23 protein-coding genes and 1 tRNA gene are annotated in these 17,094 nt (G+C 28.1%); 9 read left to right on the forward strand and 15 right to left on the reverse strand.

All coding sequences use genetic code 11. The features are described 5' to 3' along the window. Window positions 1-11: 11 nt before the first annotated feature. Genes AMN73_RS04195 through AMN73_RS04210 form a run of 4 tightly spaced genes read right to left on the reverse strand, consistent with a single transcriptional unit; the run spans window position 12 to window position 2,568 of the window. Window positions 12-1,601: a hypothetical protein gene (locus AMN73_RS04195; RefSeq protein WP_075535026.1), complete on the reverse strand. Its 1,590-nt coding sequence runs from the start codon at window positions 1,599-1,601 to the stop codon at window positions 12-14. 6 nt (window positions 1,602-1,607) lie between these two features. After that, on the reverse strand, window positions 1,608-1,901 hold the full coding sequence (locus AMN73_RS04200; RefSeq protein ID WP_075535027.1) for a hypothetical protein: 294 nt from the start codon (window positions 1,899-1,901) through the stop codon (window positions 1,608-1,610). A 2-nt stretch (window positions 1,902-1,903) separates the two neighbouring features. Next, the gene (locus AMN73_RS04205) at window positions 1,904-2,140 is read right to left on the reverse strand and encodes a WGR domain-containing protein (RefSeq protein WP_075535028.1); all 237 of its coding nucleotides are present in this window, start codon (window positions 2,138-2,140) and stop codon (window positions 1,904-1,906) included. Window positions 2,141-2,151: 11 nt separating this feature from the next. Beyond that, window positions 2,152-2,568 carry a hypothetical protein gene (locus AMN73_RS04210; RefSeq protein WP_075535029.1) on the reverse strand — a complete coding sequence of 139 codons (417 nt, stop codon included), beginning with the start codon at window positions 2,566-2,568 and terminating at the stop codon, window positions 2,152-2,154. Window positions 2,569-2,683: 115 nt separating this feature from the next. Here AMN73_RS04210 and AMN73_RS04215 point away from each other — a divergent pair, with 115 nt between their 5' ends. From AMN73_RS04215 to AMN73_RS04230, 4 genes are read left to right on the forward strand one after another with little or no spacing between them, the layout of a single operon-like run. Further along, window positions 2,684-3,991, forward strand: coding sequence for a hypothetical protein (locus AMN73_RS04215; protein ID WP_075535030.1), 1,308 nt, complete (start codon window positions 2,684-2,686; stop codon window positions 3,989-3,991). A 3-nt stretch (window positions 3,992-3,994) separates the two neighbouring features. After that, window positions 3,995-5,458: a hypothetical protein gene (locus tag AMN73_RS04220; protein WP_075535031.1), complete on the forward strand. Its 1,464-nt coding sequence runs from the start codon at window positions 3,995-3,997 to the stop codon at window positions 5,456-5,458. Window positions 5,459-5,462: 4 nt separating this feature from the next. Further along, on the forward strand, window positions 5,463-6,020 hold the full coding sequence (locus AMN73_RS04225) for a hypothetical protein (protein ID WP_075535032.1): 558 nt from the start codon (window positions 5,463-5,465) through the stop codon (window positions 6,018-6,020). Then, the gene (locus AMN73_RS04230) at window positions 6,013-6,651 is read left to right on the forward strand and encodes a hypothetical protein (protein ID WP_075535033.1); all 639 of its coding nucleotides are present in this window, start codon (window positions 6,013-6,015) and stop codon (window positions 6,649-6,651) included. The genes AMN73_RS04225 and AMN73_RS04230 overlap by 8 nt, the downstream gene beginning before the upstream one ends. 6 nt (window positions 6,652-6,657) lie before the next feature. On the opposite strand, the gene hisG is transcribed toward AMN73_RS04230, so the two are convergent. The 10 genes from hisG to AMN73_RS04280 all read right to left on the reverse strand — a co-directional run bounded on the left by hisG (window position 6,658) and on the right by AMN73_RS04280 (window position 14,527). Next, window positions 6,658-7,338: an ATP phosphoribosyltransferase gene (hisG, locus tag AMN73_RS04235; RefSeq protein ID WP_075535034.1), complete on the reverse strand. Its 681-nt coding sequence runs from the start codon at window positions 7,336-7,338 to the stop codon at window positions 6,658-6,660. Next, entirely contained in the window at window positions 7,335-8,378 is a 1,044-nt protein-coding gene (locus AMN73_RS04240; protein WP_075535035.1) for an ATP phosphoribosyltransferase regulatory subunit, read from the reverse strand. Before AMN73_RS04240 ends, hisG begins: the two co-directional genes overlap by 4 nt. Then, window positions 8,356-9,744, reverse strand: coding sequence for a histidine--tRNA ligase (gene hisS, locus AMN73_RS04245; RefSeq protein ID WP_075535036.1), 1,389 nt, complete (start codon window positions 9,742-9,744; stop codon window positions 8,356-8,358). The genes AMN73_RS04240 and hisS overlap by 23 nt, the downstream gene beginning before the upstream one ends. A gap of 317 nt (window positions 9,745-10,061) precedes the next feature. After that, a complete protein-coding gene (locus AMN73_RS04250) occupies window positions 10,062-10,277 on the reverse strand; it encodes a cold-shock protein (RefSeq protein WP_075535037.1) in 216 nt (71 codons plus the stop codon). A gap of 283 nt (window positions 10,278-10,560) precedes the next feature. Further along, window positions 10,561-10,773, reverse strand: a complete 213-nt coding sequence (gene infA / locus AMN73_RS04255) for a translation initiation factor IF-1 (RefSeq protein ID WP_256997843.1) — start codon at window positions 10,771-10,773, stop codon at window positions 10,561-10,563. Further along, a complete protein-coding gene (gene hisD, locus AMN73_RS04260) occupies window positions 10,770-12,041 on the reverse strand; it encodes a histidinol dehydrogenase (RefSeq protein ID WP_075535038.1) in 1,272 nt (423 codons plus the stop codon). Before hisD ends, infA begins: the two co-directional genes overlap by 4 nt. Continuing rightward, window positions 12,028-12,435 (reverse strand): DUF2948 family protein, encoded by a 408-nt coding sequence (locus tag AMN73_RS04265; RefSeq protein WP_075535039.1) that lies wholly within the window; start codon window positions 12,433-12,435, stop codon window positions 12,028-12,030. The genes hisD and AMN73_RS04265 overlap by 14 nt, the downstream gene beginning before the upstream one ends. Continuing rightward, window positions 12,432-13,709: a UDP-N-acetylglucosamine 1-carboxyvinyltransferase gene (gene murA, locus AMN73_RS04270; protein WP_075535040.1), complete on the reverse strand. Its 1,278-nt coding sequence runs from the start codon at window positions 13,707-13,709 to the stop codon at window positions 12,432-12,434. Before murA ends, AMN73_RS04265 begins: the two co-directional genes overlap by 4 nt. A 3-nt stretch (window positions 13,710-13,712) precedes the next feature. Further along, window positions 13,713-14,270, reverse strand: a complete 558-nt coding sequence (gene dcd, locus AMN73_RS04275; protein WP_075535041.1) for a dCTP deaminase — start codon at window positions 14,268-14,270, stop codon at window positions 13,713-13,715. Between the two features lie 101 nt (window positions 14,271-14,371). Continuing rightward, a complete protein-coding gene (locus tag AMN73_RS04280) occupies window positions 14,372-14,527 on the reverse strand; it encodes a hypothetical protein (RefSeq protein WP_256997844.1) in 156 nt (51 codons plus the stop codon). 127 nt (window positions 14,528-14,654) lie between these two features. Between AMN73_RS04280 and AMN73_RS04285 the strand changes: the two genes are divergently transcribed. Continuing rightward, a tRNA-Thr gene (locus AMN73_RS04285) sits at window positions 14,655-14,732 on the forward strand. A 7-nt stretch (window positions 14,733-14,739) separates the two neighbouring features. Here the strand turns inward: AMN73_RS04285 and AMN73_RS04290 are convergent. Beyond that, the gene (locus tag AMN73_RS04290) at window positions 14,740-15,450 is read right to left on the reverse strand and encodes a TVP38/TMEM64 family protein (protein WP_075535043.1); all 711 of its coding nucleotides are present in this window, start codon (window positions 15,448-15,450) and stop codon (window positions 14,740-14,742) included. A gap of 96 nt (window positions 15,451-15,546) precedes the next feature. Here AMN73_RS04290 and rpmH point away from each other — a divergent pair, with 96 nt between their 5' ends. The 4 genes from rpmH to yidC form a co-directional block, all read left to right on the forward strand. Next, the gene (rpmH, locus tag AMN73_RS04295) at window positions 15,547-15,681 is read left to right on the forward strand and encodes a 50S ribosomal protein L34 (RefSeq protein WP_075535044.1); all 135 of its coding nucleotides are present in this window, start codon (window positions 15,547-15,549) and stop codon (window positions 15,679-15,681) included. Further along, complete coding sequence (rnpA, locus tag AMN73_RS04300; protein WP_075535045.1) at window positions 15,678-16,022, forward strand: ribonuclease P protein component; 345 nt, start codon at window positions 15,678-15,680, stop codon at window positions 16,020-16,022. The genes rpmH and rnpA overlap by 4 nt, the downstream gene beginning before the upstream one ends. An 8-nt stretch (window positions 16,023-16,030) precedes the next feature. Further along, a complete protein-coding gene (gene yidD / locus AMN73_RS04305; protein ID WP_075535046.1) occupies window positions 16,031-16,255 on the forward strand; it encodes a membrane protein insertion efficiency factor YidD in 225 nt (74 codons plus the stop codon). Further along, a partial coding sequence (yidC, locus tag AMN73_RS04310) for a membrane protein insertase YidC (RefSeq protein WP_143323199.1) occupies window positions 16,255-17,094 on the forward strand: 840 nt, incomplete at its 3' end. The genes yidD and yidC, both read left to right, overlap by 1 nt.

Here is a 17,094-nt window from a genome sequence, read left to right on the forward strand (position 1 = left end):
TTATTTATATACTAGTTTGTAAGTTTTCTCCATTCTTTTGAATATTTTTTTACCGAGTGATTGTTGTCAATACACTTTTGAATTAATATTGTTAAGCAGTCACTAAAACTTCTATCTCCATCATAACCACCTAAACTATGACTAAGCTCATGAAGAAAAGTTGAAAACATTTTACCGAAAGATTCTTTAAATAGCGATTTGTGTAAATAAATTACTTTATGATTGTAATCATATTTATCTTTTAGTTGTCCTAATAAATCTTTGCATGTAATAGTTTTGAATTTCACATTATATAAAGGATCGTCATAATCATCCGATGTAAATAATTTAGCAAAAGATGGTGAAATACTTTTTGCTGCTGAAAATAAAAAATCAATCGATTTTTGCTCTTGAGGTGTCAAATCTTTCGTTTTTTTATTTTTAATTCTATTTTCAGAGTTTTTCCTATTTTTAATAAAGCTTTCAAGAGCACTCATTACTCCAAAGTTTGTAAAATAAGCAGGTAAGATTTTCTTTTTCTTTTTTTCTCTTGCGGTTCTGCTTCTAATAAAATTCTGAGTACTTGTTGAAAACCAATCAGAGTAGCTTATATCTCTAGAATAAGTATATCTTGACTCAGCATAATAATTATTTCCAAATAATTCCTTAAGATTTTTATCATTCTTGAGGCGAGAGTAACTATTATTGGCAATTGCAGACAATAGTAAATGACCCTTTTCCCAAATAGGTTTGCTTTTTTCTAATATGTATTTTATTGCGATATTGCCTGGTAAATCCATATAATAAAAACCACTCCTAGCTAAAATCGAGAAATATGTTGCCTGTAATTTTGTATCAAAAGCTTTTCTATCTCTATCCATTTTTACTTTCTTATCCAAAGCTGCGTAAGATTTATTAATATGAACCACTACTGGAATTCCTATTATATCTATTCTTTTTAAATTTTTATAAAAACCTGCACCGTTTGCAGTATTTGATTTAAAAATTGTTATTCCGTTATATTCATTCAATACCTCGCCGATTTGATCGTTTTCCTTGTAGAAGAAATTTGACATGCCAAATTTAAAAGCTTTTTTTAATTTTTTATTAATAGTCTTAATTATTAAATAATTTCCCTTAAGTTTATTTATTTTAAAATAGTTATAAATTAATGGTCTTAACCCATCAGTATTGGGCACTTCTTCACCAACTGATATTATTAAGGCCTTATCGCCACTAATTAGAATTGGGTTAAAAACACCCATTCTAGCTAAGTCAGAAAATACTTTTTTTCCACCTTCACCATGTGCCCCTATCATTTGAATATCGGACTCTGATTTTGTGGACCCAATATAATATAGTTTTTCTAAATTAAATTCATTTGGTGCAAATATTTTAATTGTATCATTGTCTGTTGTAATCTTAATACTTGATATAGGCAAATTATTTTCTTTACAGCCGTCGAAATGGTTTTGCAAAGCATCTCTTGCGATCATATCTTCGGTCCATATCTCTTCTGACCAACTCGTTGTAATTGCAGAAGGAACTGATTTAATATGCTCTGCTTCTTTAATTTCTTTTACATCAAACAACAATTCTTTAATTTTTTTAATATCTGTCATATTTATTTACCTCCATTTTTGATTATTATTAATTATATCCAATTCTTCTTTTAAAACTGCTATCATACTTAAAACTTTCTTGTAAGAATGCTGAGCTCTTTTTTTTTGATAATATTTTAAAAGATTAATTGGTAAAAAATAAAAATTTAATATTGCACAAAAAAATCTTTTATCTTTGTAAAATTTTTTTTTTGCTTTTTCAATTATTTCTTGATTTTTAAACCAGTTTTGCCAATCAGCTTCCCAATCAAGATAAAATGATAACTTTTCTTGTAATAAATATTTATGGTTTTTTTTCATTATTAATTTATCTCAACATAGCCTTTGTTAATTTTTTCTCTTATTTTTTTTGTACGAAATTTTTCAGCATCTTCTTTTGTTTTAAAGCCTTCCTTTGTATTAGAAGTTGGAAACTTATAAGTTTTAATGACTGGAGTTTTACCTATACGTCCAAATGAAATGATTAATTTTTTAGACTCTAAATTTATTTTCCAGAACTTAAATGCGTTTTCATTATGGTTGATATATTCTAATCTCATATTATTTCTCCTTAATTTAATGTTTTATTTTTACTTGTTTTTCTTCGACCAAAAAGATCGTATTCCTCATCTGGGTCGCTAGTCCACTCATCAATAGAATTCATAAAATTTTTATGACTCTTTAATAATTGGCGTGATGTCCAATTTGTGTAAAATTTGAATGATGGGTACGACATTTCATGCTGCATTCTTTGCATCACTCTGAAATAAAATATATACCAACACTCTTCTGAGCTTAGAGCTTCCCTGGTGCTTTTTTCTTTAAATGCATCTACCAATTCCTTTGAAAAAGCATCCATTTTTTCCCAAATTTCATTATGAGTTTCGATTTTTTTTTCTTTTAAGGATTTAGTTTTAAAAGGAAGCAAATTAGTTACTTTTGAATTTCCACCTTTTAAATCCTTTTTTTTGTCGTTATTTTTGCTCATATAAGCCTTTTTATCAGGTATTTTGCTAATGTCAAGATTTTTTTGTATTAAACACAAAAAAAATTAATAAAAAGTCTTGAATTTTTGTTTTTTTAGTATATATAAAGAGTAATACATGAATAAAAATTTTTATAATAATAATTTATCAAAAAGTGCGAGATTGCTTAAAAACATTCTCGATTTATCGAACGTAGGCCAGAGAGAATGTTCAGAAAACATGGGAAAAAAAGAACAATTCTTAAGAAACTATATTTACACCGACAAAAATACAAAATTTGGTAGAGACTTTGCCTATAATTTTCTTGCGAGCATTTACCATGAAATTTCAATTAAGAGAAAAAAAAATATTAACGATGAATTTCAGACTATTTTAAAAAATAAAATAAATATTGATAATGATATAGAAAATAATTTAATTTTACCTTCTATAGAAAGACATGTTTTAGCACTAGCAAAAATCGATAAAGAGGTTTTTGATATTGGTGAGATAGCCATTCTAGATAATTATTTACAAAAAATTTTCCCGCAAGAAAGTGATGAATATATAAATTATTTAAGATCAAATGATTACCCAAGAGAAGGTTTTAAAAATATAGATAATTTACAATCTACTTTTGAAAATAATTTAAATACATCTGATGTGGCGAAATTTAAATTATTTGAGAAAAGAGCAGAGTCAATTAATAATTTTTATTTTATTTGTGAAAAACTTAGAGAAAGTTATTTACCTAACTTCATCTCGTTATCGGACTGGAAAGAAATTGAAATGGAATATTTTAATAAAGGAAATTTTTTGATCAAAAGAAGTAAAATTAATAACCTTAAGCAATCAAAGATTTCTGGTGGAGAAGTAATAATTAAAAGTGGTAAATTTACTTTCGAACCTCTTCGAAAAGACTCTAAAGGAATTAAAAAAACAAGCTGGTTTTTTGGAAACAAAAAAGAAGAAGTTTTTGAAGAAAAAAATTTAGAATTAAAAATTGAAAAAGCAAAACTCGAAGCTACAAGAATTGCAGAGGAAACTGCAAAAATTATCGAGCATGAGACAGCCAAAAGAGCTGCTGCAGCAAAAGCTGATATAGGTAAAGTAATAGAAAAACAAAATAAACAACAAGATATAATTAGTAAATTTACAAGCGAAAATTTAAGACTACAAAAAGAAGTTTCTCATTATAAAAAATTATTTGAAAAAAGAAATCGAAGACAAGATAAGAATTCCGATGAAGCAACTCTTGCCATAATTGATTTATGGCAAAAAGGAAAAGATATTAGAATTCATGAAATTGATCAATATATAAATAAATTTGGTAAAAATGAATTAATTAAAAACTTTGTAAAAAATTATTTTATGACAAAAATATTTGATAACAGTGATGAATTAAATTTGTTGAAAGATTTTAAAGAAGAAAAAAAGAGAGCTTAAATAATGAAACAAAAACTTGTAACATATTTTGATTGTGAAAGCACGTCTGGTAGAGCTAGCACTGCTTGTTGCCTTTCAGTTTCTTATATAACGTGTGATATAAACAATAATTTTAAAATAATTAATAGTTTATCAGGGACTATAAATTCTAAATTTAAAAAATCTCGTCCATTTGAGGTTGATGCGATGCTCGCTCATAATATTCCGATTGATAAAATTGAAAATGAAAAAAATTCAAATGCAGAGTTGGTAGATAAATGGGACAAGGCTTTTAGAGAGTTAAGTGATATGGGAAGTATTTTTTGCGGTTTTAATAATTTTAACTACGATAATATTCTTTTAAATAACTCTCTATTCATTAACTTAAAGTTTCCATTCATAATCAATAAAGAACAATGGGATTTATTACCTGCAATAAGAGCTGCCTCAGTTTTTGCTCCGGGGTCCTTAAATTATGAACTAAATGCAAAAGGTAATACATCTTATAAATTGCAATCGATGCTGAGGGCAAATAATATAATACCTAAAAAAGAACACGATAGCTACGAAGATACGCTGTCAACACTTAAACTGAGTAAACTTTTAAAAGATAAAGCTCCCCAAATATTTGATGCGGCATTAGCCCTTAGAAGAAAAATTGATGTACTGCCTAAAATTAAAAAAGAGGAGATTTTTTGTTGGCATGAATCATATTTCAGAACAAGGATATTTTGTGGGACATTATTAGGCGACACTATATTCCCAGGTTGGTTCTATTTATTTGATTTAAGAAAAAATCCAGATGAAATCTTGTCTTTAAATATACAAGATTTGAAAAGTGATTTATCAAATTCAAAAATAAAATATATACGTACTTTAAAATCTAATCGAGCACCTATCATATTAGATAAAAAATTTAGTGCTTTAGATGATGATTATAAAGAATTAGGAATGAAAGAAATTAAAAGAAGGTTTAACTTAATAAAAAATAATAAAGAAGAATTATCAAGTAAAATAAAATTAATTCAGGAAGAAAAATATAATGATAAACAAGAAATTAATCAAGATGAGCTACGTCCTGAAGAAAAAATCTATACATTAAACATCACTGCCGAAGAAAGAAATCTTGCAAATAATTTTAATCTCAACCCAAATCCAAAAGAGAAAAAGAATATTTATAATAAGTTTAAAAGAGATGATGTAAAACTTTTAGCAAAAATGAGAGTTTTTGATAATTTTGATGAAGATGTGTTTTGTGAAGTTTTTTCTAGAAGAGAGTACAAAACATTAAAAAAAGAAATCGCTGATTTAATTTTAGATACAAGTAATTCTCCAAGCCCATTTACAAAAATTCCTGAACAACAAGCTAGAATTGATACATTAAGGGTAATTGCAGAAAAAAGTGAAGATGAATTTAAAATCAATCAATTAAACAGTTTTGATAGATACTTAGAAGATATGAAAAATAAATTTTTACAAGCTTCTTAAACAAATGACTTCTTTAGATGAAAATACGGTAAAAAAAATATTTAATAGTTACTTTGTCCCAAGCTATGTGGGCCAATTAAAAGATATAAATTTAATATTAAAAATTTTAGTAGAATTACAAAAAGAACCTTCTCCAACTGCAACTAAAGTTGTTGAAGAAATAAAAAAAAGTACAAAAAATAAGATTAAATTAAATGAGAGCAATATTAAAAGAATAAGAATTAAGGCAAGAGAGCATAATTTGATCAATTACCCAAAAGTTAAATTTGAACACGCTACATCAAAAAATAAATATTTAAAAATTCTTCCAGTTGATAAATATAATTTTCCTCCATACGTACGAAAAGGTCAAAAAGTTGCGACACAAAATGATAGATATAAAGTTGATTTTAAAAACCCTCATGGGAAATCAAATATACCAGATTATTTAAGAGGTGTGCAATTTTATAAAAATAAAAGTGATGCTGAAAGTGCTATTAAAGAAAAAAAAAATTTTACAGATACATGGTTTAAAAGTAAAAAATTTAAAAATAAAAGAAAAATAAACAAGATTCATGACTAATAAACTTGAGGAATATTTAGAGCTTCAAATTAAAAATGGTAATATTAATTGGGATAGTAAAAGCAAATTAATTAGGTCATCTGGAGAAAAGGTTAACGGATATACAAATAAAATTATAAAAAAATTTGAAAATAAATTTAATTTTTCAATAGATCTTAAAAATAAAGAAATTAAAAAATACTTTGATAAATTACCAAAAAATAGCTTCGTAAACGTGTTAAAAGCAAGGGATGAAATTAATAAAAATTTGTCATCAAATAATCAAATAGGTGGAGAAAGAAGTTGTAAGATAATTTATGATCGTCTTGATGATCCAAAATTTAATACAAATGGTTTAAAGCCTCAAAGTTTAAAAAGAGAAAGTTCTCATAAATATCCAAGTGCTGTGTCAAAACAGATTGAGATGAAAATAAAAAAACTAAATGAGAAGCTCAAAGTAGATAAAAAATTTGCATTTGTATATTTAGAGAATACACAAGCTGGAAATCAAACTCTCAGGTTTCATTCATATAATACTGAATATTCACAAGACAAAGAAAGGGATATATTTGCTAAAACAAATAAAAGTACTTCTTTTTATCCAAATAATGAATCCTTAGAAAAAATTAAAAAAATAATTTATAAGAATTAAAATATTCTATTTTGATAATTGTTTTATTATTTTACTAACACCCTTTTTTTTTAAAGATTTTTTTGAGTAAAATAGGCATGCAGATGATTTCAAAATGGTGTCAATTACTTTTAAATTATTCTGACGTAAAGTTTCACCAGTACTCGATAGATCAGTGCAAATATCTGAAACCCCCAATTTATTCGCGACCTCGGTAGCACCTTTGGATGGAATTAATTCATATTGTGTAATACCCTTAGAACTAAACCATTTTCGAGTTAGATTTTGAAATTTTGTGGAACAACGCATAAGCCTTTTTTTCTTTTTATAAAATTCATAAGATATATCCTCTAAATCGGCGCTGTTAATACAATCTATCCAATTTGTGTCAACACAAACAACAAGATTACTTAATCCCCACCTATACTCTTTAGCAATTGATACTTTAGATTGAATATTTGGTTCACTCTCTTTCCAAAGATCTTTACCACTGATCCCGATATCACCTATATTTCTTGCTAAAGAAGGGATTATTTCAGATGTATTCATATATAATACTCTTAACAGAGGATGACCTTTTATAGTTGCCTCTAGTGTTCTTTTTCCTTTCTTAAGTATTTTCAATTTATTTTTCTTAAATAGTTTTTCAACCTGGTTGGCCATCCGTCCTTTTGCTTGAATCAAAATATTAATTGTTTGTTTCTTCATAAAATATCAGAATTTATAGCTGCCCCTACTGCTGGAATATTTTTATTACTTAAATCACTTACTAACTTATCAAATCTTCCACCACTAATAAAAATAATATCCTTTTTCTTTTTATTGACGGTAATATTAAAAGTCATGCCTGTATAATATTCTATTGATCTATTAATATTTGGTGAAAATAGCACTTTAATATTATTAATTTTGTTTTTTTTAATTGGAAAATAGTCTTTGGTAATAAAGATATTAAGATTATGTTTTTTAAAAAAATTATTTAAAATTGTTGGAGCGTTATTAATGGGACATAATATTTTCAAATATTCACGTAGAATTTTTATATCTCTTTTATAAGATTTATTACGGACATCTTTATAGTTTTTTAAATCAAATCGTTCTAGAATATCTGATAATGTTCTTCCTGAATAAATTTTATTTAAATTTGCTTTTCTCAGTTTGTCTGCACGATTTTTATCTATTTCAACAATTTTAGGATTTATATCTTTATCATCAGATAGTTTTTTTAAGAGTTCTTCAAAATATTCTTCTCTTGAGAAGTGTCGTTTAATTTTCTCGCGCCATCTATTTGGAAGAGAGGTCTTATCGACTAAAACATTAAATATCTCAATATTGCTTATGTTTAGTTTGCACTTGGTATAATTTGATTTTCTGAATAATTTAATCGAAGTTTGAATAATTTCACTATCATCTTTATTTTTGTTTTTTGAAATACCAAAAATCTCAAAACCAGTTTGTTTAACTATTGGAGATTTATTACTTTTATCTTGTTTCTTATATGCGTCACCACTGTAAAACCATTTAGTTTTCTTATCGGTTTTACTTTGTATATATTTTTTGACACTTGCTATACTTAAATCTGAAATAAGCGACCACTCTTTATTATTTTTATCAAAAAAGGAGAATAAATATTGACTTAAATTACCTCCTGACCTTTTTAAAACATATTTAGATTCAATTATATTATCAAGTTCTATATTCACAAATCCATTAGATTTTAGAATATTAGATATATTTTTTAACTTCATTGATTAAATTTTGTTTTGAGACTGTAATCTGATCGTTTTCCTTATCAGAATTTAATTTTTTAATTAAAAGTTTATTTTCTTTAAATTCATCTTCACCCATTATTATTGCAATATCTATATTTTTCCGATCAGCATATTGAAGTTGTTTCTTTAAATTTTTATTTTGATCTAAATATATTTCAGAAATAATACCATTTTCTCTTAATTTGCTCACAATCTCATAACAATTTTTTGTATATTTTGTATCTTGGATACACATTAGAACTTTTTGTTCTTTTTTTACTTTAAGTTGTTTAATTTGGTTGAGAACATATAATACTCTATCAATACCTATGCTCATCCCAGATCCTTTATAGTCGACACCTTTAAATCTAGAAATAAGAGAATTATAGCGACCTCCGCTCGCCAAGCTTCCCACTGATACCTCTTTTCCTTTGGAATTTTTTACTTTAAAATTAAGATTTGTCTCAACTAAAAACGAAGAATAGTAGGAGAGGCCCCTCGTAATACTTAACATAGGCTTAACCTGGCCTGAATTTGTTCCATATGATAATACTTCATACAATTCCTCTAATTCATTTATTCCTTCAATGCTCAATTTATTCTTCATGTTATACTTAAATTCACTTATATTTTTTAGATTAATTGTATTTTTTATTTGACTAACTTGATCATCAGAGAGTTGACATCCTTTTATAAATGCTCCTGAGCCATCTTTTCGACCCTCTTTAAGTAATTGCTCAACTCCTTCTAAACCTAATCTTTCAAGTTTATCTATCGTTTTAAGCACCTGGTACTGTTTATCCTTGGGAATTTTAATTTCTGACAACAAACCTTGAAGAATTTTTTTATTGGAAACATTTATAGTAAATTGTTCCTTTTTAAGACCACAATCTAAAAAAGACTCAGCAATCAAATTGCATATTTCTGAGTCAACTTGAGCCTCATTAGCATCACCAATAATATCTGAATCAAATTGTGTAAAAGATCTAAAACGTGTTACATCTGCTTTGTCTTGCCTAAATACATCTCCACAAGCGAATCTTTTAAAAGGAAACACTAAATCCATAAAATTTTTTGCAACAAATCTAGAAAGTGGGGCGCTTAAATCATATCTTAATGTGAGTTTCTCCTTTTCATCTGTAAATGAAAATACATCACTCATTGGGTTTGATGGGTCGTCTGCTAGAAATGAACCGATATTTTCGCTAAACTCGAAAGCAGGTGTCTCAAGCGGTTCATAACCATAGTTAAGAAAAATTCTCTCAATTTTTGAAATTATCTTTTTCTTTAGTTCTAACTCAGATCCAAACCTATCCTTAAATCCCTTTGGTAAGCTTGGTATTAATTTTTTATCTTTGGTCATTTTGTGATGTACCCGATCCAGTATTCGCAACTGGCCCTCAACTTCCACAGAGTTACGTGCTTCTACTACACCAATCGGGCATATACCTTTCTTAATTATTATACTAATTATTATGAAATTTAAATTTTTAAATGATTAATAAATGGCCCTACAGCCATGATGATAATGTCTGTGTGTAGATATCAATATAAATGTGATCTTAATCATTGGTGATTTACTAACATATGAAATTTAGAATGCAATCATAATTTGTATAGGAATAAAAAGCCTTTACACAAGACTTTTTAAATTCCTATACATAATTATTGATTTATAAATTAACCTAACTTCTTAAGTGAGACCGCCGAGGGTCCCTTTGGTCCATCTTCAATAGAAAATTCCAACTGGTCAGATTCATTCAAAAAGCGAAGCCCAGCATCACGAACAGCAGATGCATGCACAAAAACGTCCTTCTGGCCGTCCTCACGCTCTATGAATCCATATCCTTTTTTACCGTTAAACCACTTCACTTTACCCTTAAGTACTTCCGTCATTTTTACTCTTTCTTCTTATAGTTTACTTATAGCTAAAATAGCTGATGGTTTAGTATTAGATTTTAAAATTTAATGCAAGAAAATTATTCTCAATAATATTTTATTAAAATCACATCTGTATTAGGTACACCAATGTTAAATGTAACAAACCTTTTTTTGTTTGAGGTAAATAATTTATATAGAATTAATATATACAAAATTAAGGTGGAACCCCCTAAAATCGAATTAGGTCCTAACGCTTTTCAGGCGTTCGTGCGCACCAGCTACACCAGGGTTCCATTATTTAAAACCTAAACGTGATACGGCCAAGAGATAAATTGTACGGGCTGATGGACACTTTCACCTTGTCCCCTAATAAACACCGAATCCTATTTTTGCGAAGCTTGCCGCTTGCATGCGCCAAAATCACGTGGTTGTTCTCGAGACGAACGCGAAATTGAGCATTTTTCATAAGCTCAATAATTTCGCCGGAGAACTCCAAGGTTTCTTCTTTCAATCTTTGCCTCTTTTCATTCTAGATTTTATACTTAAAGCATGAAATTTTAAATTTTCATACTCGGCCAAAGTTATAGCTTTCTTGCCAATAACTTCAACGCCTTTTTTTGTTAAAGAAAACATACTTATTTTTTTATAATAATCGTTTAAATTTAAACCAGATGCAAATTTACTCGAGCCCATCACGCCTAAGGTGTGATTTACACCTACGGCATAATCACTTGAAGCAACTGGACTATATTTATTAAGACCAATACAGCCTGCATTTTTTATTTTGGGTATATATTTTTTACAGTCTTTATTCAGGAGTTCTAAATGTTCAGGACATATCATCAAATTTATGGCTTCTATAATGTGGCTATCCTTTTTTGCATAAATAATAATTCCATTTTTTCTTAATCCCTCCCTAACAATTTTTGCCCTTGGAAAAGTATTTATTGCTTTAAAAATTCTTTTTTTGAACTTTTGAATAAATTTTTTATCTTTACTAATAAGAATACATTGTGAATTTAATCCATGCTCTTGCTGGGCTGCAATACTGGTAACAGCATGGTCAACATTAGTTGCACTATCAGCAACAACTGTTACTTCTGAAGGTCCCATTATGGCTCCTTCAATACCAACATCACCAAATACTAATTGCTTTGCTCTTGCAACAAAATCATTTCCTGGTCCAAATATTTTTGATGTTTTGTGAATATATGCCATGCTTGCTATTGCTTGTGCACCACCAACACTCAAAATATTTTTTATTCCAAGTTTTTTTGCAACATACATGACTGCTGGATTTAACTTTCCATTATGTCTTGGGTTTGCTAGAATAATTCTTTTTACACCTGCTATCACAGCCGGTACTCCAACCATTAGTGCAGTGGATGGTAAATTAGCAGGTACATATAAACCCACGCTATCTACTACAACATTTCTATACTGTATTTTGTTCCTTAAACTATCTACATAATTTATGTCTTTTACTTTTTGTAATTTATGAAATTTTAATATTCTTTTATAAGCAAAATCTATTGCTTTTTTAACTTTTGGATCTAACAGCTTTATAGATTCATTAATTTCGCTTTTTTTAGGATAAATTTTAGTATTTTTACTGAATCTTTTTTCGTATTTTACAACTGCTCGGATCTTTGTTTTTTTAACGTCCCTTAATATTTTATCTACTATTGATAAATTAATATTTTTTCTAGACCTTCTTTTTTCTAGAAATTTTTCTAAATATTTCCTGCTTTTGTTATTATTATAATCAATTATTTTCATCTTTATCCAACTTTTGATCTTCTAAAATTACCTCAATAATTTCAGCGGACAGAGTTATAATTTTATTATCAGAAAATAAAAGCATTATTTCAAAAATATTATTTTTTTTAAATACTTCAATTGATAATAACTTTAATTCCTCATTGTGATTTTTTTGATCTATATTTTTTGACCTTGAATTATAAATATATTCAAACCTAATTATACTATTTATTCTACTTTGATCATTTTCTAATTCTTTAGCATTTCTATTGATTGATATGAGAAAAATTTGATTTTTTTTTAAAAATTTAATATCACTTATTTTTAAAGTTCCCTCTGAGCATAAAGCAGAAATTATTTTTAAATCCTCACCTGATTGAGCAATTATTTTTTTTAAATATGCCTTATTCATCCAGAAACTCTTTTTATATTTGCTCCAATTTTTTTCAGTTTCTTTTCAAATTGCTCATAACCTCTATCTAAATGATAGACCCTTGATATTGTAGTTATGCCCTTAGAAGTTAGACCTGCAAGTACCAAAGCAGCAGATGCTCTTAGATCACTACTCATTACCTCAGCGCCTATACCAAAGTTTGGATTTCCATTGATCACTGCTTTGGCATTTTTGATGGATATTTGAGCTCCTAACCTTTGTAACTCCATCACATGTAAAAATCTGCCTTGAAAAATTTTTTCCGTGATGGTGCTAATACCTTCTGCTTTACACAGCAGTACCATAAATATTGGCTGAAGATCTGTAGGAAATCCTCCATACTCTTTGGTAACAATATTTCTTATATTTTTAATTTTTTTTGGTCCTTCTATCAAAATTTGATTTTTTGACTCTTTAATTTTTGCTCCAGCTTTTTTTAATATTTTTAACTCAGTTTGAATTAATTTTGGATCAAAATTTTTAATTTTTAACTTACCCTTAGTCAGTGTTGCAGCAACACAAAATGTTCCTGTTTCTATTCTATCTCCCATCACCGAGTATCTAATTCCTTTTAGTTTTTTTACACCAATAATTCTGCATGTTCTTTTGCCAACCCATTTAATTTTTGCACCTGCTTTTTTTAAAAAATTAGTTAAATCTTTTACCTCAGGTTCAGTAGCTAGACCAGAAATCAACGACACTCCACTCGCTAGCACCGAGGATATAATTAGCTGTTGGCTTGCACCCACACTTATAGTTGGAAATTTTATAGACGTTCCTTTTAATTTTCCCTTTGAACTTGCTCGAATATATCCATTTTTAATGGAATATTTCATTCCAAGTTTTTGTAATGCACTTAAATGTAAATCAATTGGTCTGCCTGAATTTCCATTTAAAATACATCCCCCAGGAAAACTTGAGATTGATTTATGATACTTAGCAACCAAAGGTCCTAAAACCAAAATTCCAGCCCTCATTGTTTTGACGATGGAATAAGAGGCGAAATACTTCGGCCTTTTTGCCTTTGAAATTTTTACTATTCTCCTATTTTTAGAAAATTTAATAATTTTACCAAGTGATTTCAAAAGATTTAACATGGTATTGCAATCCTGTACTCGTGGAATATTTTCTAATATAACATCTTCATCAAACAATATTGTTGATGCAAGCAATGGAAGAGCTGAGTTTTTTGAGCCACTGATTGAAACCTGTCCCCTTACTTTACAAGGACCTTTTATAACAAATTTGTCCATTCCTTATTTTACTTTTGCTGTGACAATGGTTGTTTGGTTTTGGTATTTCCCTTTTTTTGTTTCATAGGAAGCATCTGGCATTGTCTCTGATTTAAAAAATAAAAATTGTGCAATACCTTCGTTAGAATACACTTTAGCAGGATTCGGAGTTGTGTTCGAAAGCTCGATCACGATGTTTCCTTTGAACTCATTCTCTATCGGGGTGACATTCACTATAATGCCACAACGAGCATACGTGCTCTTCCCAACACAAATACAAAGTACATTTTTAGGAATGCGAAAAAATTCTACTGTTTTTCCAAGAACAAATGAGTTAGGTGGAATAATGCAATAAGGTCCTTTTCTTTCTACAAAATTCTCTTCAGAAAAATTTTTTGGATCGACTAATGAATTATTTACATTGGTAAAAATACGATACTCATCAGATATTTTTACATCATAACCAAAACCACTTTGTCCATATGAAATTTTTCCTTTAGAAACTTGGTTTTCCTCGTAAGGTTCAATCATATTGTGCTCTTTGCACATTTTTTTTATCCAAGAATCCGGCTGAATAGACATTTTGATTCTTTATTTTTTTTGATTTTTTTTCTGGAAAATTTTTCTTTTTTTTAAATTCTTCTTTAACGCGGTAGCTAACTTTATATATTTTTTTTTATCTTTCATTTCTTGTCCGGTCGTGTCAAATCATCAAGTGTAATGGCTTTTGAAATATCGTGCATAGTAGTTTCATTATTTGGTTTCTTTGAACCCTCTTTAGCAGCTTTTCGCGCTCGTCGTTCAGCGAGTTTCTTTTCTTTTTTAGCCTGCTTCTCCATTTTCTTTGCAGATTTAAACGCCCCATATGTATAGTGTATGCCCACGTTAAGCCTCTCATTATTTATGTTTTATTTACAAATTGCTTTAATCTCTTATACATTTAATAGTCTAATATGGCAATAATATGCTGGAGCAGCACGAAGGTGGGTGCAATGCATTGGTAATGCATAGATTATCAGGTTCGAGTCCTGTTCTCCAGCACCATAATTTATCAACTTTTTTTAAATATTTTTTTTCTAACTGAGATTGAAAGCAAAATAAAAACTATGAATCCTAATATTGGTAAATAAATTTTTGGAAGAAAAATAATTTCCATAATAGATGGTGGAGTATCATTTGTATTTATTATCTCTGAAATAGAATTTCCAATTGTTGATATAATATAAATTTGTGGGACCATTCCTAAATGCGCAAAGAAAAAATTTTTCCATTTAACATTAAAAATAGTTGGGATTACATGGCTAATTGCAAAAGGTATGCCTCCCACTAGTCTATATAAGAAAAGATAAAAGAACTCATTTTTTTCAAAAAAACTTTTTAAATATGAAAATTTTTTACCAAACTTGTTCTCAACTAAATCTTTAACAAAAAAGTTTGCGAATAAGTAAAATGTTGTGGCTCCAAGCGCTAATGCAATTGTGGATAAAATTGTTCCCAAATAAGTACCGAACAAAAAGCCAGAAAATAAAACAACTGGGGATCCGAAACCAGCTAGCATAACCCATGCCCAAACTCCACAAATAAATATAATTATGGTAAATATCAAACTTCGTTCTTTAAATTGAACTAAAGTGTCTCTATTATCTTTGTAAAAATCGTAGCTTGTAATCTCATCAATGGAAAAATATTTGAAGAAAAATAATAGAAAAATAAATACAACCAATAAATAAATAATACCAATTATAATTTTATTTTTACCCATAAAATGTAGAATATACAATTATTTAGAATAACGAAATAATATGTGTACTTAATTTACTAAATTACTTATAAGTACTAAAAATTTTAAAAAAATTATATGAAACGAACGTATCAGCCAAGTTCAGTCAAACGTAGGAAGACAGGTTTCCGAGCAAGAATGAAGACAAAAGGAGGTAGGAAACTCATCGCCAGACGTCGAAAAAAGAAAAGACGTAAAATTATCGTTAAATGAAATTGAAAATAGTTAGTCTTAAAAAGAATACTGAATTTTTATCAGTATTAAAAGGAAAAAAAATTATCAACAAATACTCTACTATTTTTTATAAAAAAATTTCAAATAAAAGTAGTGAGTCTTTAAATGCTAGTATTATTGCAAAAAAAAAGATTTTTTCAAAAGCTGTAACTAGAAATCTTGTAAAGAGAAGATTAAAATCTATTATGCTAGATGCTCTAAAAAAAATTGATTTAGACCTAAGCTACTCTTATTTGTTTATTGCAAGAAAAAACTTTTTTGATAACGAATACAAAAATATCAAAGAAAGTATTTTTAAGGACTTAAGCAGAATAAGATAATGAAATATATGAATTTCCCTTTTATTGTTTTAATTAAAGCTTACAGATTTTTAATAAGTCCATTCTTTCCAAATTCGTGTAAATTTGAGCCTACATGTTCAACTTATGTGTTAGAGTGTTTTAAAAACTATAATTTTTTTAAGGCTACTTACAAAAGTTTTTTAAGAATATTAAAATGTAATCCATGGTTTAACACTGGTGGTTATGATCCAGTTAATAGAGAGAAAAATTAATGGATCAAAATTTAAAAAATGTTATAGCTGCCATTAGCTTATCAATTGCAGTTGTGGTCCTTTACTCGCTTTTTTTCCTAGACCCAAATAAGACCGCAGATCCTAGTGATAAAAAAAATAAAGAAATTTTGGAAAAATCTGAAGCCCCAACAGTTACTGAAAAAAAAGAAATTACCAAAAAAATTTCTAGAGAGGAGGCTTTAAAAGTCTCAAATAGAATTTATTTTGAAAATCAAACTGTTAGAGGATCAATCAACCTTGAGGGTGGAATGATTGATGATCTTGAATTAAAAAAATATGATAAGACTTTAAATAGTATTGAAAAAATAAAATTATTAAACCCAATCTCAACAGATAAAGGTTATACTTTTAATACAGGATGGGCAACAAATGATAATATTTCGGTTCCGGATACTAAATCTATATGGAAGGTCGAGGGTAATAATAAACTTCAGCCAAATAGCTCTGTAAAAATTTACTATGAAAATAAACAAGGGATTAGATTTGAAAGATTAATCTCCTTAGATGAAAATTACCTATTTACGATAAAACAAAGTTTAGTCAATAACTCAAAAGACTTCTTTAAATTCTATCCCTATGCCACAATAAAAAGAAATAATATTCCAGAAGACTTAACAGACTTTTATATCGTTCATGAAGGCTATTCAATAATAGATCCATCAAATAATGACTTAGATGAGGTTGATTATGATGATGTATTGGAAAAAGATTTCTCAAAAAAAGTTATAAATGGAGTTTTAGTTCAAGGAGATAAATATTGGATGACATCAATTTTACCAGAAAAAGGTAGAGAGGTAAGATTTGATATAAAATATAAC

This window comes from Candidatus Pelagibacter communis (assembly GCF_001179965.1).
Taxonomy (GTDB): domain Bacteria; phylum Pseudomonadota; class Alphaproteobacteria; order Pelagibacterales; family Pelagibacteraceae; genus Pelagibacter.